The sequence below is a fragment of the Providencia sp. R33 genome, assembly GCF_019343475.1.
Lineage (GTDB): Bacteria > Pseudomonadota > Gammaproteobacteria > Enterobacterales > Enterobacteriaceae > Providencia.
Genome location: NZ_CP072453.1, coordinates 2,152,803 through 2,175,366 on the forward strand (window position 1 = coordinate 2,152,803; position 22,564 = coordinate 2,175,366).

At 42.7% G+C, this 22,564-nt stretch carries 24 protein-coding genes and 1 CRISPR repeat array; of the genes, 16 read left to right on the forward strand and 8 right to left on the reverse strand.

The window, feature by feature from the left end; translation table 11 throughout:
* Positions 1–392 precede the first annotated feature (392 nt).
* Genes J6836_RS10245 through J6836_RS10255 form a run of 3 tightly spaced genes read left to right on the forward strand, consistent with a single transcriptional unit; the run spans position 393 to position 3,556 of the window.
* On the forward strand, positions 393–1,241 hold the full coding sequence (locus J6836_RS10245; protein ID WP_219249025.1) for an efflux RND transporter periplasmic adaptor subunit: 849 nt from the start codon (positions 393–395) through the stop codon (positions 1,239–1,241).
* A gap of 3 nt (positions 1,242–1,244) precedes the next feature.
* Positions 1,245–2,879, forward strand: a complete 1,635-nt coding sequence (locus J6836_RS10250; protein WP_219249027.1) for an FUSC family protein — start codon at positions 1,245–1,247, stop codon at positions 2,877–2,879.
* Between the two features lie 17 nt (positions 2,880–2,896).
* Entirely contained in the window at positions 2,897–3,556 is a 660-nt protein-coding gene (locus J6836_RS10255) for a MarC family NAAT transporter (RefSeq protein WP_219249028.1), read from the forward strand.
* 463 nt (positions 3,557–4,019) lie between these two features.
* On the opposite strand, the gene cspE is transcribed toward J6836_RS10255, so the two are convergent.
* From cspE to fliE, 3 genes are all read right to left on the reverse strand, one after another.
* A complete protein-coding gene (gene cspE, locus J6836_RS10260) occupies positions 4,020–4,232 on the reverse strand; it encodes a transcription antiterminator/RNA stability regulator CspE (protein WP_206083875.1) in 213 nt (70 codons plus the stop codon).
* A gap of 337 nt (positions 4,233–4,569) precedes the next feature.
* Positions 4,570–5,028: an Hsp20 family protein gene (locus tag J6836_RS10265; RefSeq protein ID WP_219249031.1), complete on the reverse strand. Its 459-nt coding sequence runs from the start codon at positions 5,026–5,028 to the stop codon at positions 4,570–4,572.
* Positions 5,029–5,434: 406 nt separating this feature from the next.
* Positions 5,435–5,746 carry a flagellar hook-basal body complex protein FliE gene (fliE, locus tag J6836_RS10270; protein WP_219249033.1) on the reverse strand — a complete coding sequence of 104 codons (312 nt, stop codon included), beginning with the start codon at positions 5,744–5,746 and terminating at the stop codon, positions 5,435–5,437.
* 243 nt (positions 5,747–5,989) lie between these two features.
* Between fliE and fliF the strand changes: the two genes are divergently transcribed.
* The 13 genes from fliF to fliR all read left to right on the forward strand — a co-directional run bounded on the left by fliF (position 5,990) and on the right by fliR (position 16,938).
* Positions 5,990–7,672 carry a flagellar basal-body MS-ring/collar protein FliF gene (gene fliF / locus J6836_RS10275; protein ID WP_219249035.1) on the forward strand — a complete coding sequence of 561 codons (1,683 nt, stop codon included), beginning with the start codon at positions 5,990–5,992 and terminating at the stop codon, positions 7,670–7,672.
* The gene (gene fliG, locus J6836_RS10280; protein WP_219249482.1) at positions 7,672–8,664 is read left to right on the forward strand and encodes a flagellar motor switch protein FliG; all 993 of its coding nucleotides are present in this window, start codon (positions 7,672–7,674) and stop codon (positions 8,662–8,664) included. Before fliF ends, fliG begins: the two co-directional genes overlap by 1 nt.
* Positions 8,657–9,388, forward strand: coding sequence for a flagellar assembly protein FliH (gene fliH / locus J6836_RS10285; protein WP_219249037.1), 732 nt, complete (start codon positions 8,657–8,659; stop codon positions 9,386–9,388). The genes fliG and fliH overlap by 8 nt, the downstream gene beginning before the upstream one ends.
* On the forward strand, positions 9,385–10,749 hold the full coding sequence (gene fliI / locus J6836_RS10290) for a flagellar protein export ATPase FliI (RefSeq protein WP_219249039.1): 1,365 nt from the start codon (positions 9,385–9,387) through the stop codon (positions 10,747–10,749). Before fliH ends, fliI begins: the two co-directional genes overlap by 4 nt.
* 11 nt (positions 10,750–10,760) lie before the next feature.
* Positions 10,761–11,204, forward strand: coding sequence for a flagellar export protein FliJ (fliJ, locus tag J6836_RS10295; RefSeq protein WP_219249041.1), 444 nt, complete (start codon positions 10,761–10,763; stop codon positions 11,202–11,204).
* Positions 11,205–12,575, forward strand: coding sequence for a flagellar hook-length control protein FliK (locus J6836_RS10300; RefSeq protein ID WP_219249043.1), 1,371 nt, complete (start codon positions 11,205–11,207; stop codon positions 12,573–12,575).
* A 164-nt stretch (positions 12,576–12,739) separates the two neighbouring features.
* Entirely contained in the window at positions 12,740–13,216 is a 477-nt protein-coding gene (gene fliL, locus J6836_RS10305) for a flagellar basal body-associated protein FliL (RefSeq protein WP_219249045.1), read from the forward strand.
* Positions 13,217–13,221: 5 nt separating this feature from the next.
* Positions 13,222–14,229 (forward strand): flagellar motor switch protein FliM, encoded by a 1,008-nt coding sequence (gene fliM, locus J6836_RS10310; RefSeq protein WP_206083866.1) that lies wholly within the window; start codon positions 13,222–13,224, stop codon positions 14,227–14,229.
* Positions 14,222–14,638, forward strand: coding sequence for a flagellar motor switch protein FliN (fliN, locus tag J6836_RS10315; RefSeq protein WP_004255621.1), 417 nt, complete (start codon positions 14,222–14,224; stop codon positions 14,636–14,638). The genes fliM and fliN overlap by 8 nt, the downstream gene beginning before the upstream one ends.
* A gap of 19 nt (positions 14,639–14,657) precedes the next feature.
* Positions 14,658–15,122 carry a flagellar biosynthetic protein FliO gene (gene fliO / locus J6836_RS10320; RefSeq protein WP_219249048.1) on the forward strand — a complete coding sequence of 155 codons (465 nt, stop codon included), beginning with the start codon at positions 14,658–14,660 and terminating at the stop codon, positions 15,120–15,122.
* Between the two features lie 12 nt (positions 15,123–15,134).
* Positions 15,135–15,878, forward strand: a complete 744-nt coding sequence (gene fliP / locus J6836_RS10325; RefSeq protein WP_219249050.1) for a flagellar type III secretion system pore protein FliP — start codon at positions 15,135–15,137, stop codon at positions 15,876–15,878.
* Positions 15,879–15,886: 8 nt separating this feature from the next.
* The gene (gene fliQ, locus J6836_RS10330; RefSeq protein ID WP_219249052.1) at positions 15,887–16,156 is read left to right on the forward strand and encodes a flagellar biosynthesis protein FliQ; all 270 of its coding nucleotides are present in this window, start codon (positions 15,887–15,889) and stop codon (positions 16,154–16,156) included.
* Positions 16,157–16,158: 2 nt separating this feature from the next.
* Positions 16,159–16,938 carry a flagellar biosynthetic protein FliR gene (gene fliR, locus J6836_RS10335; RefSeq protein ID WP_219249054.1) on the forward strand — a complete coding sequence of 260 codons (780 nt, stop codon included), beginning with the start codon at positions 16,159–16,161 and terminating at the stop codon, positions 16,936–16,938.
* Positions 16,939–17,059: 121 nt separating this feature from the next.
* Here the strand turns inward: fliR and J6836_RS22750 are convergent, their stop codons facing one another.
* The 5 genes from J6836_RS22750 to csy1 form a co-directional block, all read right to left on the reverse strand.
* Positions 17,060–17,191, reverse strand: coding sequence for a hypothetical protein (locus J6836_RS22750; RefSeq protein WP_255586383.1), 132 nt, complete (start codon positions 17,189–17,191; stop codon positions 17,060–17,062).
* Between the two features lie 126 nt (positions 17,192–17,317).
* Positions 17,318–18,548: a CRISPR direct-repeat array (repeat unit 28 nt; unit sequence TTTCTAAGCTGCCTGTGCGGCAGTGAAC).
* 130 nt (positions 18,549–18,678) lie between these two features.
* The gene (gene cas6f / locus J6836_RS10340; protein ID WP_219249056.1) at positions 18,679–19,314 is read right to left on the reverse strand and encodes a type I-F CRISPR-associated endoribonuclease Cas6/Csy4; all 636 of its coding nucleotides are present in this window, start codon (positions 19,312–19,314) and stop codon (positions 18,679–18,681) included.
* Positions 19,315–19,322: 8 nt separating this feature from the next.
* Entirely contained in the window at positions 19,323–20,345 is a 1,023-nt protein-coding gene (gene csy3 / locus J6836_RS10345; protein ID WP_219249058.1) for a type I-F CRISPR-associated protein Csy3, read from the reverse strand.
* Positions 20,346–20,348: 3 nt separating this feature from the next.
* Positions 20,349–21,293, reverse strand: a complete 945-nt coding sequence (csy2, locus tag J6836_RS10350) for a type I-F CRISPR-associated protein Csy2 (RefSeq protein WP_219249060.1) — start codon at positions 21,291–21,293, stop codon at positions 20,349–20,351.
* Positions 21,290–22,555 carry a type I-F CRISPR-associated protein Csy1 gene (gene csy1, locus J6836_RS10355; RefSeq protein WP_219249062.1) on the reverse strand — a complete coding sequence of 422 codons (1,266 nt, stop codon included), beginning with the start codon at positions 22,553–22,555 and terminating at the stop codon, positions 21,290–21,292. Before csy1 ends, csy2 begins: the two co-directional genes overlap by 4 nt.
* Positions 22,556–22,564: the final 9 nt, after the last annotated feature.

Consider the following 22,564-nt stretch of genomic DNA (forward strand, 5'->3'; position numbering starts at 1 on the left):
AGATAAATTAATGATATATTGTATCAGTCAATTAACGATTAATGCGATAGAACTACACATTGGAATAATATAGTGTTATAACACACCGTATTAATTTAGTTAGTCGCAGACTAAAAAATCAAAAACACCAACTTGCTAAATATCACTACAATTAAATGTTATATACATACATGGTGGAATAACTGATGACAGATCTTATTTTAGGGGGAACAGTTTTTATACCTGGGATCATACTCATATTTTTTTTAGGGTTCTTTTCATGGCTAATCTTTAGGACTGTTTATATAAATTTAATGAGCAAATATGAATATGCAGGGAACCTATTTGATATCTCCATGTTATTTTTATGTATTTTATGCATACACTTCATTATAAACTCGTAGTTGGTAAAAATGAATATCAGAAAATATTTAATCATTGTTCTCTCTTTGTTCATCATTATTTCTTCTATTTATTTACTCTGGAACCATTATGCATTAAGCCCGTGGACTCGTGATGGCCGGATAAGGGCTGAAATCAACCAAGTGACCGCTGAAGTTTCAGGTAAAATTGATAATCTTTTAATCATTGATAACCAAGAAGTTAAAAAAGGTGATTTGTTATTAATTATAGACCCGACAGATTACGAAATTAAAGTTCGCCAATCTGAACTCGAACTCAACGAGCTGGTTATTCAACATAACTTTGCAAAAAACCAATTAGCTAGGCGAACAAAACTAAACCAAGTCGCCATTTCAAAAGAAGAGCTTGAAGATGCTCAGTCTCGGCTAGCGAGTCTGACTCAAAAGATAGAGTTGGCGAAAGTAAAAATAAACAAAGCAAAACTTGATCTTTCAAGAACGAAAATATCCTCCCCCGTTAATGGCTTTATCACAAACTTAAACCTTAGAGCGGGTAATTATATTAATGCAGGCTCACCGTTGTTCGCTATTGTAGATAAAGACTCCTACTATGTTATCGCCTATTTGGAAGAAACTAAAATGACAAATGTGGTTATAGGGGATAGTGCAAAAATACAGCTATATGGCAATAACAATGAATTAAGAGGAAAAGTACAAAGTATCGGCCGTGCAATCGATGATAATAACTCATCAACAGGTAACCAACTATTGGAAAATGTGCAGCCCAACTACCCGTGGGTTAGGCTAGCCCAACGTGTGCCAGTCAAAATATCGCTGCAAAACAGCCAAAATATATCCTTGATCCCAGGAACGACTTGCACTGTATTTATTGAAGAGTAAGCAATGAAATTAAACTGGTTATTTGCAGTCAAGTATACATTAGCTATTTTACTTGCTTGGTTTTTATCCTCTTATTTTGGCTTTGATAAGCCATATTGGTCGATGATGACCGTTGCTATTATTGGCTATCCAGATCCATCACTAAGCTTAGCTAAAATGGCTGCAAGATTATCGGGTAGTGTTATTGGGGTTATTGCTGTTACTCTCATTGCCAATATCAGCATCAACGATCATTGGATTTTTACTGCATTAATCATTATTTGGCTATCAGTATGTCTTTTTATGACATTAATTTCGCGTTATATGATGCCATATATGTTTTCGTTATCAGGTTATACCTCTGCAATCATTGCTTTCGGTACGTCAGTATTTCCATTACCAATGACGATTTTTAACTTATCTCAAGAACGGTTAATGGAAGTGACGATTGGGATTATCGTGTACACTTTTATAACCTACCTGCTGCCTAATCAATCGAACATACCTCAAACAAAATTAATCGATAAAAAAATAAAAACAGAAAAAAAACAGTTATTATCAAACTTGTTTAAACACCAAAATGATAAAATTCATACAAGCTTAAAAAGTGTACTGGAAAGTAGCATTAGCTATGATGAAACAAGCCAATATGAAAGTCATTTTTTATCGTTTAAAACAGCAAAGCGTAAAGCAAAACAGTTACCTATGCTGATCGTTTTTTCCATCATGGGCATGGTTGATAAACACTTTTTAAAATACACCAGCTACAAACAATTTTTAGACTTTAAAAAACAAGAACGTGATTTAACTGATAACAGCTTTTATTATTTTTTTGATTGGAAAGATGCTTTTTTAAATACGCTTAGGCTAGTGATCAGCCTGGTTATTAGCGTATTATTTTGGCTAAACACAGGCTGGGAATATGGTTATATTCTCCCTGTATTAGTGAGTATTTCATTTACATTTGGAGTGACTATTCCCAATGCAAATAAACTCGCCTTTATTATATTTGTCGTTGCTCTTCTAGTGATCATTATCAGCTACATACTAAAATTTTATTTTTTAATTCAAGCATCTAGTTATGCTCAAGCTGTAATGATCATGGCTCCAATATTTTTAATTCTTGGTGTTTTAAAATCCGTAGGTAAACTCGCCTTTTTGCTTTCTCATGTCGTATGTATTTCTATGATATTTCTCATTAATTTCACCAATCCAATGGATTTTGATTTTTCTTACTTTGCTAACACCTCAATTGCACTTATTTTTTCCATTATCATTGTGATATTGATGCTATATATCATCCCACTAAGTAGTGCTCAGCAAATCGAGTCACGTAAAATGAATTTTATGTTGCAAAAAATTAGCAGCATGACATCTAAAGACCTTAATTCAGATAAATTAAAAAATACGATGCTATTGAATATTAGTGCTATTTCTAACCCTAAGCACATTAATAAACTTTATGTTTTATTGTCCTTAATTAGTCTCTACCAATTAGCTAAGTCACATGACGCTAAAGATAAAATTTTTCATCTTATTCATAGTGTATCTGTAGGTAAAGATAAGAGTTCGATTCTTTCCTCAATAAATTTAGAGGATAAATCAAACTCTGACATTAGCTTAAAATATAGTCATAATATTCTCAATTTCTTGCTCTAATTATACTCGAGGTGGACATGTTTGAATTATTAACTGCAATTGGTATTGGGCTTGCCGTATTATTACCCTTGTCTAATCCATTAACAACTGTTGCATTATTTCTCGGCTTATCGGGTGGAATGACGATTGATGCTCGTAAGAAAACCATAAATACAACGCCTATTTATGTTTTTTTTATTATGCTTGTTTCATGGTATTCAGGCCAAGCTATTATGAACACATTCGGTGTCAGTATTCCAGGATTAAGAATTGCAGGCGGTTTTATTGTCGCTTACATTGGCTTTAGAATGCTATTTCCAGTTGTTGAAGCCAATAAAAATAGTGATGAAGAAAAGATATTGGATAACACCTCTAGCATTGCTTTCGTTCCTTTAGCAATGCCAAGCACTGCGGGGCCTGGAACAATTGCAATGATCATCAGTATGGCCTCATCTGTCATCACGAATGAAAGTGAATACCCTCATTGGGTTGTTTTAATTGCCCCACCATTAGTTTTTTTCTTATTTTCCATTATTCTTTGGGCCTGTTTGAAAAGCTCAAATATGATCATGAAATTTTTTGGAACAAATGGTATCGATGCAATATCAAGAATAATGGGATTTTTATTAGTTTGTATGGGAGTGCAGTTTATTATCACAGGAATTGGTGAATTAACCCGATCGGGCTTCTTTTATTAACTATTTCCCTATAACCATAATTAAACTTAGGCAAAATTAAAAGGACTGAGCCCTGTCATATACAGAATTCAGTCCTTAAGGGCAGATTACGTTATTGTCTAGTTTTATGGCGTCAGTTCACTTTTAGGGAACCTACCATCTGATTTATTTACATTCCTAATATCAATGCATTAGTGACTAGTAAACAAAAAGTGGCGATAACAACAACAGCCACAAACATCACTTTCATGTGAATTAACTCATCATAGGTGTTGATTCAGTTAACTGTAGTCCATGAATAAGATAATACCTAGCTCAATGACAATCATGCCTATGATGTATGCATTTAATAAACCTTATATACAACAAAACCTCGCATAACGAGGTTTTGAATAATATTCTAACTGGCTATTAATAAGCCTAAGGTTTTATCGCACTTTTACAAAAGTTTGAATAATTAAACCTAAATAGATTTTATTAATTATTACAGTGCAATTACGTTTGCAGCTGCTGGGCCTTTTGCGCCATTTTCGATAGAAAATGAAACTTGTTGGCCTTCAGCTAAAGATTTAAAGTTATCGCTCTGGATTGCAGAGAAGTGAACAAACACATCTTTGCTGCCATCTGCAGGAGTAATAAAACCAAAACCTTTATCGTCGTTAAACCATTTTACTGAACCAGTCATTGTATTAGACATAGAATTTCCTTTAATTTTTTAGATTTGCCATAAGGCATATTTTTGTTTGGTTGTTTATTGGTACTTATGGAATTAATTAGAAGGAATTCGCAATGAAGGGGTATCTGAGATAACGCTTAATGGTGAACAACTTTAAACTGACTAGCATAAATAGGCCTGTACTTCCAAACCAGTGAGAGTATTAAGCCACACATAAAACATAATTGCAATTTTATTTTACGCCCTGACACAAAATCATGTGTAATTTTATCAAAATCACACTGAGTAAATCGCCGCTTTAACCCTAATTTCAGACATAAAAAAACCCGCCAAACCTGGCGGGTTAATATTGTTAACATTATGATTTTACATCTTTATTTTCAATCGCGATGACTTGCGCTTTTTCTTCCTCTGGAATTTCATATTCAATATCTAATGCTAATAACCCACCCGATAATTCAGCAGATTCAATTTTCACATTTTTACCTAAATTAAATTCAAGGGAGAACTTGTTTTGAGTGATCCCTTTGTGGATCCATTTTTCTGAATCATTGTTTAATTCTGTGGATTGCTCACCTTGTATACACAGTTTCCCACCTTTCATGGATACCGTTAAATCATCTTCCTTATAACCTGGCACACTCACCGTTAATTGATAGTGAGTGTCATCTATTTGTTTTAAATTATAAGGATGTTCTGAAGTTAATGGGCGATTACCTGTTAATTGACTAAACAATCTATCTATTTGATCAAATCTGTTTGAAAGCAAGTTATCAGATAATGCAGGGAATAATGAAAAAGATCGAATGTTAGACATAAACGCTCCTTCAATATTGTATATCGCAAACTAAACACATATAACCTATGCACCACTCATCGTAAACCTAGTGTGGAGTAACCCTTTACCTCGGTGCATTATTTATATAAGGCTCACAGCGAATATTTCAAGTTCTCAATAGCACTTTTTTTCAATTTTTTATTGGTAGGTTTTAAATATTAATTGGGAGATAAAATAGGCATATTGGATATTATTTGCAGGTTATCCCACCGTCTTTATTACTGGGCAAATAGGATAGGGATCATTAATGCAGAATTATGATATTGATTAATGGATAACTAAAAGTCACTCACGCTCATTATTAGTTTGAATAAAAACGCCCCACCGTCCGCCTAACGCGCAACGATAAGGCTATTAATTTATAATATTCAAATAGATAATAAAATCACACAGGCATTGACATAATTTCTTGGTATGCTGCCACTAACTTATTACGTACTTGGATACCCATTTGCAGGCTTAGACTGGCTTTTTGCATATCCACCATCACATCATTCAGGGAAATATCTTGCTTCCCAAGAGTGAAATCTTCAATTTGCTTCGCGGAGTCATTGCGCGTTTTATTGATTTGGTTAACGGATGCAACAAGGTGATCCGCAAAGCCTACAGGCTCGATAGCAGGTTTTATTGGGTTAGTCGCTTGCGTCGCCACCACATTTAATTGTGAAATAACCCCTTCAATGGCTTGAACTGTCATGATGCTCTCTTCTCAATATAGTGAATATGTACCACTAATTCATTCGTCGAGCTTACCCTACCACACCCTTTTTAACTTGAAGCCGATAAATAACACCAAATTTATAGGCTGATTCCGTCATTAGATTGCCCCAAGACAAGAAATAATAGCAAAGTGAAAAAGTGACGTTACGAAGAGGGAAATAACATTGTTTCACCAAAAGTATTTTCATCCGTCTAGTAGTCTGCCAAGCAGGGAATATTTATGAGTGCCGCATCTAAAGACACAGGAGAGGCTAAAAAAGGGTTTGCCTCAATGGTTGACCGCATTAAAGCCGATCCTAAAATACCGTTAATGATAGCAGCAGCTGCTGCCGTCGCAATTATCGTTGCCCTCCTTCTCTGGTTACGCAGCCCCGACTACCGTGTTCTGCTTAGCAACCTAAGTGCTAAGGATGGTGGGGATATTGTTGGTCAGCTAACGCAGATGAACGTCCCTTATCAAATTGCTGATAATGGTAGCGCCATTTTAGTTCCCGCCGATAAAGTGCATGAGTTGCGCTTAAAGCTGGCGCAATCAGGCTTACCCAAAGGGGGTAACACCGGTTTTGAACTGTTGGATAAAGAACAGTTTGGTATTAGCCAGTTTAGCGAACAAATTAACTACCAACGTGCGTTAGAAGGTGAGTTATCGCGCACTATTGAGTCACTCAGCCCTGTACAAAGCGCTCGGGTACACTTAGCTATCCCTAAACCGACGTTGTTTGTGCGTGAGCAAAAATTGCCGACTGCATCGGTCACTGTGGGCTTATTGCCGGGCAGAATGCTTGATGAAGGGCAAATTAGCGCTATCGTCCATATGGTGTCAAGTAGTGTCACTGGACTGACGGCGACAAATGTCATTATTGTTGACCAAGCGGGTCGCTTACTCACCAATAACGATAACAGCCAGCAATCCGCCAACAGTGCGCAAATTAAAATGACTAAAGAGATGGAATCCCATCTTAAACAGCGCATTGAAGACATTCTTTCCCCATTAGTGGGCCGTGCCAATATTCATGCACAAGTCACCGCGCAAATGGATTTCTCCAAGGTTGAACAAACCTCGGAAGAATATAAGCCGAACCAAACAGCAGATAGCGCCGCTATTCGTTCCCGCCAAAACAGCCAAAGTATGCAAAATAACAATGGCGGAACAGGTGGCGTGCCGGGTGCGTTATCAAACCAACCTGTTAGCGCACCAAATGCGCCAATTGAAACGAATAAAGATAATAAAGACGCACAGCAAACCACCAATAACCGGAATAACACGACTAACTCGCAAAGCGATGAAACCACCAATTACGAGGTGGATCGCAAAATTAGTCACACTCAACGGCAAATTGGCGTGGTTGATAGGCTCTCGGTCGCAGTTATCGTCAATTACCATTCACAAGAAGGTGAAAATGGCGCAGAAATGAAACCATTGCCACCGGAAATGATGCAGCAAATTGAAGCATTAACCCGTGAAGCCATGGGCTACTCAACCGCGCGCGGTGACTCATTAAATATCACCAACTCGTTATTTACGAATGATACGCCAATTGAAGTTGAACCATCATTACTGGAAAGCCCGCAGTTTATCGCCCAGTTACTGGATTACGGCAAAATTCTGCTAATTGCCCTAATTGCTTGGTTTATGTGGCGTTTTGGTATCAAACCACAATGGGTTAAATACCGTAAAACGCAGCAAGCGCAAACTGATGCCGAAATGTTTGTGGCAACTCAGATGAAAACACCACTTGTGGTGGACGAAGAAATTAACGAAGACATGGATGAGCAAACTCGCCGCCGTCTGACTCGCCAACGTGTTAGCGCTGAAATTCAAAGTCAACGTATTCGCGAAATGGCTGAAAAAGACCCACAAATCGTGGCAATGGTTATCCGTCAGTGGTTAGGAAAAGCGTAATGAGTTTAAGTGGAACAGAAAAAAGCGCCGTGATGTTAATGACACTCGGCGAAGATCAGGCGGCAGAAGTGTTTAAGCACCTGAATCCAAAAGAAGTTCAGCAACTGAGTATGGCGGTGTCTAACATGCGCCAGATCTCCAATAACGAACTGGCGGAAGTTCTCACCGAGTTTGAAGAGTCGGCAATTCAATTTGCGGCGCTGAACATTAATACCAATGACTACCTGCGCTCCGTGCTTATTAAAGCGCTGGGTGAAGAGCGTGCGGCAAGCCTGCTTGAGGATATCTTTGAAAAACAAGAGACTACCTCAGGTATCGAAAGCCTCAACTATATGGAACCACAAACCGTTGCCGATATTATCCGTGATGAACATCCACAGATTATCGCTACCATTTTGGTTCACTTAAAACGCAACCTTGCAGCCGATGTATTGGAACTGTTCGAAGAGCGCCAACGCAACGACATTATGCTGCGTATCGCAACATTCGGTGGCGTACAGCCTGCTGCACTCGCCGAACTGACCGAAGTGTTAAACAATTTGCTGGATGGCCAAAACCTCAAACGCAGCAAAATGGGTGGCATAAGAACTGCGGCAGAAATTATCAACCTGATGAAGAGCCAGCAAGAGGAAAGCGTTATCGATGCAATGCGTGATTACGATGGCGAATTGGCACAGCGCATCATTGATGAAATGTTCCTGTTCGAAAACCTTATCGAAGTGGACAACCGCAGCATTCAACGTATTTTGCAAGAAGTGTCTACCGACTCGCTGGTTATTGCCCTCAAAGGCAGCAACCAAGCTCTGCGCGACCACTTCCTCAACAATATGGCAGCACGTGCGGCGGAAATTGTTCGCGACGATTTGGAATCGCGCTCGCCAGTGCGTATGTCCCAAGTGGAAAACGAACAGAAAGCTATCCTGCTGGTTGTTCGCCGCTTAGTCGAGAAAGGCGAAATCGCCATCGGTGGTGGAGACGACGTGTATGTCTAAAACAAAACCGACCCATGACCAATGGCAGCCTTGGAAATTACGCGAACTTAATCAATGGGAGCTGAACTCATCCGCTATTCCATCATTAAGTGACGTCCCAGAGCCCGATGCGCCCAAAGTGCCGTGCCTTGAGCCAAAAGAAGTGTTAGAGCAAATTAACCTGCTCGATAACATTAAAGAAGATGCCCAGCGTACTGGGTATCAACAAGGTCATGAAAAAGGCCAAAAAGACGGTTATCAAGCCGGGTTTGAACAAGGTTTACGGGCGGGCGAAGAGCAAGGGCGTGAGCAAGCGCTCGCTTTACAGCAACCCGTTATTGAGACGTGGCAGAAATTATTGTCGGAGTTTAATTACTCCCTCGATACCTTCGATACCGTGGTAACCACCAAATTATTACAGATTGCCTTAACGGCGGCTAAGCAAGTGCTTGGGCAGTCTACAGTATGTGATGGCACAGCCCTACTCGAAGAGATCAGTAATCTATTACAGCAAAAGCCCATTTTCACTGGGCAGCCTGAGTTGCACGTCAACCCGAATCACTTTGAGTTGATTGAACAACACCTTGGCTCGTTACTAAGCCTGCATGGGTGGCGCTTAGTGGCTGACCCGAAACTGCACTTAGGTGGCTGTCGTGTGGTCGCCGAAGACGGTGAAATCGATATGACTGTTGCGACACGTTGGCAAGAATTGTGCCGTTTATATGCACCGGAGAGCCTTTCATGACCGCACGTTTGGGACGCTGGATTGCCTCGCTTGATGATTTAGGATCGCGGATGAAAGGGATCCCGATGGTGCGCCGTTATGGTCGTTTAACCAAAATTACGGGGTTAGTTATGGAAGCCGAGGGGATAAAAATGCCCCTCGGTGCCACCTGTTTTATTGAGCGTTCCATTAACGGCGGCACGGATGAAGTGGTTTGTGAGGTGGTCGGGTTTAACGGCCCACGCATGCTCCTGATGCCACTCGCCGATCTCGAAGGGATTGCGCCTGGTGCCCGTGTGTATGCACAATCAACAGGTGACGACGGCCAAACCAGCCGCTTACTGCCGATTGGTAATGAATTGCTGGGTCGCGTATTGGATGCCCAAGGCACCCCCCTTGATGGTAAAGGGCCTTTAGAAGTGAAAACCCGAGCACCGCTCATCACGCCACCGATCAACCCGCTAGAGCGTACGCCGATTAGCAGCGTGCTGGATGTCGGTGTTCGCGCAATTAATGCCTTACTCACCGTTGGCCGTGGGCAGCGTATGGGCCTGTTTGCGGGCTCAGGTGTGGGTAAAAGTGTGCTTCTAGGTATGATGGCGCGGTTTACGCAAGCCGATATTATCGTGGTTGGTTTAATTGGTGAACGGGGACGTGAAGTTAAAGACTTTATCGAAAATATTTTAGGTGCAGAAGGCTTAAAACGAGCCGTCGTGGTTGCTGCACCTGCGGATGTTTCGCCGCTTTTGCGTATGCAAGGTGCCTCCTACGCCACACGTATTGCCGAATATTTTCGCGACCAAGGCCTAAGCGTATTGCTGATTATGGACTCACTCACCCGTTACAGCATGGCACAACGTGAAATTGCCCTTGCTGTAGGTGAGCCCCCTGCAACAAAAGGCTACCCACCGTCTGTTTTCGCTAAATTGCCTGCGCTCGTTGAACGTGCCGGTAACGGTAAAAATGGCGGCTCGATCACCGCGTTTTATACCGTATTGACCGAAGGGGATGACCAGCAAGACCCAATTGCAGACTCTGCTCGCGCTATTCTTGATGGGCACATTGTGCTTTCGCGCTCTTTAGCCGAGTCTGGGCACTACCCTGCTATTGATGTCGAAGCCTCTATAAGCCGTGCGATGACCGAATTAATTCCGAAGGAACACTATCGGAAGATTCAGCGGTTTAAACAATTAACGTCAAGCTACCAGCGTAACCGCGATTTAATCAACGTGGGGGCGTATGCCATGGGGAGCGACCCTATGTTGGATACCGCTATTCAGTATTACCCACGGATGTCGAAATTTTTGCAGCAAGATATTGATGAGCGTTGTGACTATCAAACCGCTTGCGAACAACTCATGCATGTTGTTCCCAACGAGTAATGAGGGGATAAATGGCCAAAAACAATGCGTTGGCAACTTTGCTCAGTTTAGCTGAGGAAGCCTCTGAAGAGGCCGCAAAAGTGTTAGCTCAAGTGCGCCAAACACACACGCAAATGGCGCAACAACTGAGCATGTTGGAAAACTATCAATCTGAATACCGACAAAAGCTAAACCAAACGCTACACAGCGGTATGGCATCGGATAAGTGGCAGAATTACCAACAGTTTTTGGTCACATTAGAACTGACCATCGAACAACAACAGCAGCAACTTAATGTATGGGAACAACGGGTTAACGATGCCAACCGCCATTGGCAAGAAAAACAGCAACGCGTCAATGCATTCGATACCTTAATTCAACGCGCTGAACAAACTGAATACCAACGTCAAAATCGCTTAGAGCAAAAACAAATGGATGAATTTGCCCAACGCGCGACTTTACGGAGACCACAATAGATGGACATCAACGCTAACAGCGTGCCAACACTTGCGCCTGCCAAAAACAGTAACGCGCAGCAACAAAATGAATCACGCATTGATGAAAACCAAGCCCCAGCGCTACCTTTCCAAGCGGTGCTGGATAACCAACAGCCTGCGCCTAAAGAAAGCACGGTGACCTCGCCTGTTGACGAAAAGTCAGTCAATAAAGAGATTGTTGATAATAAGCTGGCTGGTGCTAATGAAAAATCTGCTGAACCCGCCAGTGGCGTGCAAAAAAGTGCTGAAAACACCATCGAACAGTTGAATTTTAGCCGTAATTTGCGCCCAGATAGCGTACAAACCGCATTGAATGCCGATTTATTAACAGGTAAAGAAGCCAATGAGCAATCTTGGCTCAATAACTTAAAACAATCGTTAAGCAATCAAGCCCAATTAACAGGGAAACCGTTGACAGCGCCAGAAGCGCATCCCACTCTTGGGGCATTTACCCAGCGTATGCAACAGCTTAACCAAGGTACTCACGATGCGTTACCTGATGACGGCAAGCACCTCGAAGGTTCGCAATTGCAATTAGCGGGTGAAGACGAAGCTCCTGCTTTAGGCACCGTGATTAAGAACGAAAAAGAAGAGCGCCGCGACCAACCGCTCTTTGCACTTGATAACCAACGTGATGTTCGTGGTAAAAACCTGACTCAGGACTTTATGCCGTTGAACAAAAAAGTCAGCGACAAAGACGCCCTTACTAACATGCAACCTCTGACGAATGAAACGTTAAGTCAAACAGCAAAAGGCGCGTTTACCTTGCAAACGGACACTGGGGCATTTACCACCAGTGCCTCACAGCATACCTCCGCGCAGCCAATCAGTATGATGCCGACGGCCTCAACAGTTCAAGCGGCGACGATGAATGCGCCAACCGCGGCCCCTACCCTGCATTTAAGCAGCCAATTAGGCAGTGAAGCATGGCAACAGCAATTGAGCCAGCACATGCTGTTTTTCTCACGCCAAGGGGTTTCACAAGCACAAATTCGTTTACACCCTGAAGAGTTAGGTTCGCTCAATGTGCATTTACGCATTGAAGACAACCAAGCGGTGATGCACTTTGTGTCGCCTCACAGCCATGTACGCGCAGCGATGGAATCGATGATGCCAGTCCTACGCAGTGCACTGCAAGAAAGTGGCATTCATTTGGCACAAGGCTCTGTGGGGCAGGAGAACTTAAACCACCAATCCGATGGTTCGCAACAAGGTTCACAACAGCAACACGATGGGCAAATTCAAGCAACACATCCGTCGGTCGGCGTGGTTGGCATCAGTGAGTCTAACGCCACTGTTTCTACGAAAACGACCCAAGTTCGCCAAGGTGGCATCAGTACCTTTGCATAATTAATAAACAAAATGCGGTGATTTCACAACTAAAGCGCCGAGTTACCGCCTTTTTGTTTCGTTTTTCACTCCTTTAACTCTCAACAAGCAAGCCATAATGCTAGAGATCATAAAGAAAAAAACCCATTTGGGTTTAGCATCCAAGAAACAGGAATTCAGCTAACATGTCGTCACGCAAAGAATCTAAACGTTCGAATAAAGGGTTGCTCATTCTGTTCGCCCTTGTTGCCCTCGCGGGTGCTGGTTTTGGTGGGTACACCTGGTGGACGACACAGCAAGGCCCTCAAGCGCTGAGTGAAGAAGAAAAGCGCCCAAATATGCCTCAACCAATCTTTATGGAATTAGAGCCATTTACGGTGAACTTAGCTGGCGTCGACGGCCCTGACCGTGTGCTCTATATCCACGTGACATTGCGCCTTGCGAATGAAAAATCTCGCAAGCAACTTCATGAATACCTTCCTGAAGTTCGCAGTCGCTTACTGCTACTTTTATCAGAGCAAAAAGCCAAAAACATTGAAAATCATGATGGTAAGTTGCAGCTAATGAAAGAAATTAAGCAAACACTCACTCCAACCCTGATCCCCGGCGATACCGATCAGGATATTTCCGATGTGTTATTTACGACTTTTATTCTGCGGTAATATTCATGAGCGATAATATTTTATCTCAGGCTGAAATTGATGCGCTTCTTAATGATGATGCGCCATCAAGCAATACGCCTGCACCTGAAATGCAAGGGAAAGACCACGTTCGCCCTTACGACCCGAATACCCAACGTCGGGTTATTCGTGAGCGTATGCAGTCCCTTGAAATCATTAATGAGCGTTTCGCTCGTCAGTTCCGCATGGGTCTGTTTAACATGTTGCGCCGTAGCCCCGACATCACCGTCGGCGGTATTAAAATCGAGCCTTATCATGAATTTGCTCGTAACTTACCGGTGCCAACAAACTTAAACCTGATCCACATGCCACCGTTGCGAGGCACTGCCCTATTTACCTTCGAACCTGCGTTAGTCTATATAGCCGTTGATAACTTATTTGGTGGCGATGGCCGTTTCCCTGTTCGCCAAGAAGGTAAAGAGTTTACCAATACCGAACAGCGCATTATTAATCGCATGTTGAAATTAGCACTGGGCGCTTACCGTGATGCCTGGAAGCCCATTGCCGATATCGAAGTGGAATATGTGCGCTCCGAAGTGCAAGTTAAATTTACCAATATCACCACCTCGCCAAACGACATTGTCGTCACGACCCCATTTTTAGTTGAAATTGGTAACACGGTGGGTGAATTCAGTATTTGTATCCCTATTGCCATGATTGAGCCGTTGCGTGAGCGTTTAATCAACCCACCAGTGGAACAAGGGCATCAGGAAAATGAAGCGTGGGTCTCTAACCTTGTGACCCAAGTGAAACGTTCTGAACTTGAGTTGGTTGCCAACTTTGTTGACATTCCAATGCGAATTTCTCGCTTACTGCAACTGCAAAAAGGGGATGTCATCCCTATTGAGAAGCCAGACCGCCTGATGGTGAATGTCGATGGCGTGCCTGTCTTAACCAGTCAATACGGCACCCAAAATGGCCAATATGCGTTGCGTGTAGAACATTTGATTAACCCTGTTTTAAACACTCTAGATGAGGAAAGTACCAATGAGTGAGGCGAAGAACTCTCCTGATGCATCAACCAATCACGACAGTGAAGACCTGTGGGCTGAAGCGTTAGAACAGCAAAAAAAAGCGGAATCCGCCTCTGCTGGTGCACAGGCCTTTGATAACTTTGATGGGCAAAACCCATTAAATCAGTTATCCGATATCGACATGATTATGGATATTCCCGTTCGCCTATCGGTTGAGCTGGGTCGCACAAAAATGACCATTAAAAAGCTGCTGAGTTTATCCCAAGGTTCCGTAGTGTCTTTAGACGGTTTAGCGGGCGAGCCACTGGATATTTTAATCAACGGTTATTTAATTGCGCAGGGTGAAGTGGTCGTGGTTTCAGATAATTACGGTATTCGTATTACTGACATCATTACGCCATCAGAACGTATGCGCCGCTTGAGCCGTTAAGATACAAGGGCAATTGCCAATGACGATGTTTTCGCAAATCGAGCCAGTGACGCCAGCGCAAACGGCACCTTTTTTATCCAATACGATTGCGCACAGTGAACCCAATGCACCCGCCATTAACCAAAACGATAGCTTGGTGCAAATTTCAGGTTCGCTCGGCGGTATTATTTTGCTGATCCTAGCAGGTGCTTGGTTGGTGAAAAAGCTAGGGTTCGCGCCGAAGAAATTTGGCAAAGACTCACTGGTGAAAGTCAAAAGCAGTTGCTCATTAGGCAATAAAGAACGGGTTGTGGTGGTCGAAGTAAATAACGAATGTTTGGTTCTCGGGGTGACAGCGCAAAGTATCAATGTGCTGCATCAATATCCTGCACAAACTGAACATTTGCCCGTTTTAACCAATGAGCCACTGACTTTCCAATCTGTTTTCAAGAAAAAACAAGATGCTGCGAACCTTGCGGCGTCAGTGACTCCTTTGTATAAGTAGCCGGAAGCTCGCATGTTACCTGTAAAAAACTCGCTGTTCGTTGCTGCGCTTCTGTTTGCTTTACCCAATTCTGCTTTTGCAGCATTACCCGCGGTTATCAGCCATAGCTTGGCTGATGGCGGGCAAACTTGGTCGTTACCCGTCCAAACCTTACTGTTTTTAACGTTATTGGGCTTTATTCCCGCTTTACTGTTAATGATGACCAGCTTTACGCGCATCATTATCGTGCTGGGGTTACTGCGAAACGCATTAGGGACGCCATCCGCCCCACCTAACCAAGTGTTGCTCGGCTTAGCGCTTTTTCTGACGTTTTTCGTGATGTCCCCTGTGGCTGACCAAGTCTATCGCGAAGCGTATCAACCCTTTAGCGAAGATAAAATCAGCCTTGAAACGGCGCTGGAAAAAGGCACTGCACCACTACGCACCTTTATGTTAGGGCAAACCCGTGAATCTGACCTTGCGTTATTCGCACGTATCGCCAAAGTAGGCGATATCCAAGAGGCCAAAGACGTGCCGCTGCGCATTTTAGTCCCTGCGTTTATTACCAGTGAGCTAAAAACTGCATTTCAGATTGGTTTTACGATTTTTATTCCGTTTTTGATCATTGACTTAGTGGTCGCCAGCGTCTTGATGGCACTGGGGATGATGATGGTTCCCCCAGCAACAGTTTCATTGCCATTTAAGCTGATGTTATTTGTTCTCGTCGATGGCTGGCAATTATTGCTTGGCTCATTATCGCAAAGCTTTTTTAATTAGGAGCAATTATGACACCTGAATCCGTAATGGCGATGGGAACAGAAGCGATGAAAATTGCGTTGATGCTAGCAGCGCCGCTATTACTTGCTGCCCTTGCGGCAGGTTTAATTATCAGCTTGCTACAAGCTGCGACCCAAGTTAACGAGATGACGTTATCTTTTATTCCCAAAATTTTGTCGGTAATTTCGGTGATCATTATTGCTGGCCCATGGATGCTCAATCTATTGATTGATTACATGCGTACGTTGCTCAGTAATTTACCCTTTATGATTGGCTAACAATGTTAACCATTACCAGCGAAACCCTGACCCTTTGGCTCAGCCAAGGTTTTTACCCGTTTATACGCCTCTTAGCGCTGCTGGGTACAGCGCCTTTTTTCAATGAAAAACAGTCTATTACCAAAGTTCGTGTTGCCCTCGCCTTTTTTGTCGTGTTAATTGTTTCCCCGCAACTTCCCGTCGTGAATATTCCGTTATTTTCGGCAATGGGCTTATGGGTGATTGTGCAACAAATGGTGATTGGCGTCGCGATGGGCCTAACGATGCAAATGGCGTTTGCCGCCGTTCGTCATGCAGGGGAAGTGATTGGTTTACAGATGGGGTTATCGTTCGCCACCTTTTTTGACCCAACGGGTGGCCCAAACATGCCAATTTTAGGGCGTATTTTTAACGTGATCACGATTTTGTTGTTTCTCGCCTTTGATGGCCATTTATGGCTGATTTATATTGTTGTGAACTCATTTGAGCTGATCCCCATTCAAACCAATCCCCTTAACCGCGACGGTTTTTGGGTATTTGCACAATTTGCAAACACTATATTTATTAATGGGTTAATGCTAGCCTTACCCTTTATCACGCTGTTTTTGATCCTCAACCTCGCACTGGGTATTCTCAACCGTATGACCCCACAACTCTCCGTTTTCGTGGTTGGTTTTCCGCTCACCCTGACCATCGGTATCAGCATGTTAGGGTTAATTATCTCCATCCTCCCCCGCTATACCGAACGCCTTATCCACCAAGCGTTCGAGCAACTTTCACTAATGTTTAATTTGTTTGTTTGAGTATTGGTATTTAGTTAATGACCTATTCACACATTATCAGAACCCTTTTTTGAACCTGATAATTAACGTAAACCAAGAAAAATTGATGATGATTTCCATATAATTCCCCCTTATTAAACTGTTAAAACCCGTTTCTTGTTTCAGGGTTGTTGCTGTAGTTGAAGCTGCCTGCATGGCAGCGATAAATACCCGCATCTTGTTTCATTTCTAAGCTATTACGAGATAGTGACAAGATGTATTTCGTGTTAAACACATCACTAACCTAATCAAGAAATTCGCTTAAATAAATATCAATTATTGATAGGCAAAGTTAATAATTGATCAGCTAATAGGATAGGATAAATAGATTTTATTATGAGCAACGGCCTTCTAAGCCGTAGTACTAGGCTGCCTATGTGGCAGTGAACCACGATTCAAAGTGAAAGAAGATGACCCGAAATTTCTAAGCTGCCTGTGCGGCAGTGAACATTTTGGGGAAGAGGGGAAAACTTTCTAGGGGTTTCTAAGCTGCCTGTACGGCAGTGAACCTCTGTTTCTCTCTATCACGGTCATATGCAACTTTCTAAGCTGCCTGTACGGCAGTGAACATAATCGGATATGTATTACTCATGCTAATACATTTCTAAGCTGCCTATACGGCAGTGAACTGGGGGGAGTTGAATTGCACCTCGCGCCGCTATTTCTAAGCTGCCTATGCGGCAGTGAACAATGTTAATTCAGGAGCAACAAAATGCAGATATTTCTAAGCTGCCTGTGCGGCAGTGAACCATCAACTCTGGAAAGAACACATATACAGACATTTCTAAGCTGCCTGTGCGGCAGTGAACTGTCCGTGACCTCTTACAACGGGCAGATGGCTTTTCTAAGCTGCCTGTGCGGCAGTGAACTTCTACTATCGCATGGCAGATGCAATGTTAAATTTCTAAGCTGCCTGTGCGGCAGTGAACAAACCATCTCTCAACGTGTAAAAAGTCGGCGATTTCTAAGCTGCCTGTGCGGCAGTGAACGGTATTTAAGTGACAAAGAAATAGCTCTGTTTTTTTCTAAGCTGCCTGTGCGGCAGTGAACCTAGGCATGAATAGTGCGCAAATTGATAATAATTTCTAAGCTGCCTGTGCGGCAGTGAACCTCCTTGAGTTTCATGTATTCGCTTGTGTGTGTTTCTAAGCTGCCTGTGCGGCAGTGAACCTCAGGGTGCTGGGGAGTCAAAATATTATAAATTTCTAAGCTGCCTGTGCGGCAGTGAACTTTAATATCAGTAGGTTGCGTGACTTGTTCTGTTTCTAAGCTGCCTGTGCGGCAGTGAACTAAATCACGCTGTGGCTGCTTTCTGTTTTCACCTTTCTAAGCTGCCTGTGCGGCAGTGAACCCTCCTGCTACAGAGTGATTGTAATCTGTAGGTTTCTAAGCTGCCTGTGCGGCAGTGAACATTTCTCAAGCATATCGAACATGTTCTTTAGAGTTTCTAAGCTGCCTGTGCGGCAGTGAACCTTTAGTGGCGCTCAAACTGGCTCAATGGGATTTTCTAAGCTGCCTGTGCGGCAGTGAACATTTGGGAGCTTAGGCTCCCTTTTTTATTTGATTTCTAAGCTGCCTGTGCGGCAGTGAACTATAAATCTCAAAACAAAAAACAAGCTATAACAATTAGTTAAGGGTATTTATTAAAAAATACCCTTTTATTTCATCAATTATATAGCTTGTTGATTTTACTGCTTATTTTTAAAGAGCCAAAAACAAAGGTTAAAAATGCGGAACCGTCGCAATCAAATCTGAGCCATTCGCAACTTGGCTTAGGCCATAACAATTAAAAGGCCCTTTTTGCTCACTCATCGCCATCACCCGTTCAATAAATAATGGAAAAGGTCGCCCACTTCCCTCTGTATTTTTCGCATGTAGGCTTTCAACCCAAATAAACGGTAGGCGGTTATTGGCTTTAGGCTTGCTTTTGGATAACACCGCTAAACTGATCTCCAACGATTGCCCCGTTTTTTCCGACCATAGCTGCGCTTTTTTCTGCATATCCGTCTCTATTCGGCTTTTCCCTTTCACATGGCGCCGAATATAACTCACAAAAACAGATTGCGCGGGAGCCTGTTGAATTGACTTGATATGCACATAATCCGCTAGCCTCGCTAACCATTTTGCTACATCCAGTTGTTCAAGCTCACCTTGCGTGTTGGCATGCAAACGGATTTTTTTGCCCAAACGAAAACCCACACTGCCATACTCAGGGAAAGCAACTGCAATGGGGCTTTCCCCTTGTTGTGATTGGTTATCCACCAGCGCAATATGAATTTGTTGGTAAACCTTTTGCCACAGAAAATCCAAAGGAACCGTCGAGTCAGGCAGTAAGGTGACGTCCTGATAATAATTCATAAGCCACCTTATTTATCACTTTCGCCAAAGACGCCACCACGAACCAACACCGCCATCACATAGTGTTCGTCTTCAACACGCGCCAATTTTTCGCCTCGAGCCCACTTATCAAAATGTGTATAAAAATCCTGATTATCTTTTGGTGTTCGGTAAGCCGTGCCCAGATTGGTGACTGCACCATAAGGCTCAATGGCAATCGCCCCAGCGCCACTGTCGCTACCATAAGCGGGGTACCATGTGTCGATGGAGCGCAATGCATTACCAATTTTTTGTGAATGCATCGCCGCATGGTCGTTAACGTGGTACAGAATTTTACTTTTATCCCCTTTGCCTTTATCCATCACCAGTTCTTCACTTGGGTAAACTTCTTGGGCTTTGCCCAACTGAGAATAGGTGGTGATTTCCAGCAGTAATGCCCCTTGCGGATTCGCGAGTGCCGCCGCAATTTTTTCGCCTAGCTGAGCAATTTTTTCATCTTGATTATCAAATTGGTGAATGCTGTATTGAGTCGCATCAAATACCCACTGAGCTTCTTGCCCTTGGTTAAGCACTTTCACATTCACTTCAATTTGCTCAGCGCCGACTCGGTTGCGCCACAAAAAGCGCCCATTGGCGATATTTTGTGCATAACGACGACCTAACTCGCGAAAACCTTCTTTTTCGATATATTCCGTCGCCGCTTTTGAATAACTTTGTTTAAAGAGTGCATTATTACAAGCCGAAGGTGTTTCAACACCACCAAGGATTTTTAGCGTAAATTGGTGCATTAAGGTGTCTTGGTCAGTGCCTAATGCGCAGGCATCAACGGTCTGTAAATTAGCTTTCTCAACCTCTGAGTTTAATTTGAGTGGGTCATTTTTTACCGCCCCTTTTAGGCGGTTTGAAATCGTGCCACGAACAGATTTTTCTTGTAATGATAATGGTGCAAATTGCGATTTATCATCCCAGCGTGTCCCGTAAAAATAACCATCCGATGGAACCAGTTTTTTTTCAAATGCTAAAACAGATGCTACATCATTATTCTTCGCCATTAGCTATTCTCCACTCGAAATCAATTTGGATGCCACTTGTTGGCATAAATAAAGGTCATGGGACTCGTCATAAGCATACTCCCACAATATGTCATCAATACGCTGAGCGCGATTGACCAAAATAAACTCGCCTAATGTCACAATACTTTCCGCAAACCTGTGATGGGTTGTCGCATCCCTCTGGTTTTTTGCTTGAGCCAAGGGGGAAATCCCCTGATATCCCGTTGCGATAGGTACTATCCAGCCTGATGTTTTGCGCTGACTGCGCCACTCAAAGTGTGTTTTCCCCTCGTTTTCTTTGATTATTTCAACGCATCTATTTTCTACTGCCACGTAATCAATTAAGGCATCCATGGCATCTTGCCCTTCATCCATTGCCTCAATCATTAAGTCACGTCGTTCAATTAGTGCATAACCTGGCATGATACTATTGAGCAAACTTTGCTTTGATTTCCCTTCGAGGTCTTCGGATAGCACAATGTGCGATGATGGCTTTTCTAAAGAAAGAATATCGCCACCCGCTAATTTCATGGTCAGCACCAAGTCATAAAGGGTTTGCAAAATAGGTGAATCAGCAGGAAGTGCTTGTGCTTCCCCTTGATTTTCCACACCATATTTAATCAGTAGCGACACCGTTAAATGGCAGCGAGCCTCTTCAATAAATGCGGAGCGTGTCCCATCATTGTTTAATGGATTCCCCGTCCCCACAATTGAGCTCACATAATCATTAGGCCCGCGATAGGTTTGTAAATCGCATTCATGACTGATCACTGCAATTGAATCCAATAGCATATTCAGGCCATCAATCGCTCGTAGTTTTCGCTCAAGGGCATGCATAAAGCCGAGCCAAGCCGTCATTGCAGGGAAACCAATGGTATACGGGCTTGATAGGGCATTGGCATTTTGGATTTTGATATATGGAAGCTTGAGTATAAAAGTTGAGCTCATCGTAATAGCTCCTTATTTAGCGCAATAATCCCTTCAATTACCGTAAATTCATCGATACCAAAATGAATGGCTTTTTTCCCCAACACTTTTTTGTAATGTCGCACAAATTGCTGAGTGATCAGGTTGATAATCACAGATACCCATTCATCTGAATCATTACGTTGTTGGTTGGGGAATAGCCAGATTTGTTGCTCTTTGGGTAACTGCGTCGGTAAATTGATATTGCTTTGCTCGAACTCACGCCGCACTTCCCACATCATTAGCATTAGGTAATCCATATACTCCTGAATTCGCCTATCACGGTACTCAATAAAACGACCACCACGCTGCTCTTTTGGTAAGCTAATTAGCCCATGAAATGCCTCTAAGGTTTCTTTTACCTGCCAAGGATTTAAGCTATTCATAAAGAAATCATGGGTGGGCATTCGGCGTTGCCGCTGGGTAATTTTAGGGGGTAATGAGGCGAGTAAGTGCGCTTTCCCTGCATTTTGGTTATTTAATACCGAAATATTTTGCGGTTTAGTTCCCCCAAAGCCTATGGTCGTTAGCCCATAAATTTCTTTATAGCCCGTTTCGCTATATTCGCTTTTGCGTTTTAAATCACGCAACACTTTGGTTTGCTCAGAAAAACGAATAACATCAAGGCGTTTACGTAATTCAAAAACTAACCCAGACGGCGTTAATGGCGATAATAAATGGTATTCGGTATCTTCCATCCAAACAGGGAAATAGACTTGTTTGATTTTCGAGCTGGTGATCACCGTGTCATCTATTGTAATCATGGCTAAAAAGCCATCTCGAAGCCCTTGATAACTTTCACCGCCTTGATTAAGCAAATCTTTTGCTAACGGGGTTTCATCCTCAATATGTGCAAGTAATGTTTTATTATCTTGTAATTTAAGCGTGAGAAATTTATACACATCAAGTGCCGCAGCATTACCTAATGCGTCTGTTTCAACAACCACATTCCCAGTACGCAAAAAACCGTCATTAACCCGCTCAGAGTTCGCTAATATCGCGGTGACATAACCGTTTTTGTTCTTTCTTGAACTTGGGTGGCTAAACGTGCAAGGGTGGGTTGATAAAGATATTTGCCCCGCTCGCTTAGCCGCATTTGGTAACCATTGTTCTAACGAAAAAACCAAGTCGCACTCCTGTTGCAACTGCTGCATTTCATTATCATTCATCGATGCCTTGGTATTTTTTTTAAGCCAACCTTCTTTACGCTCCGCAAAAAAGGCCTCTATTGCTGGATCTAACATAGTGAATGG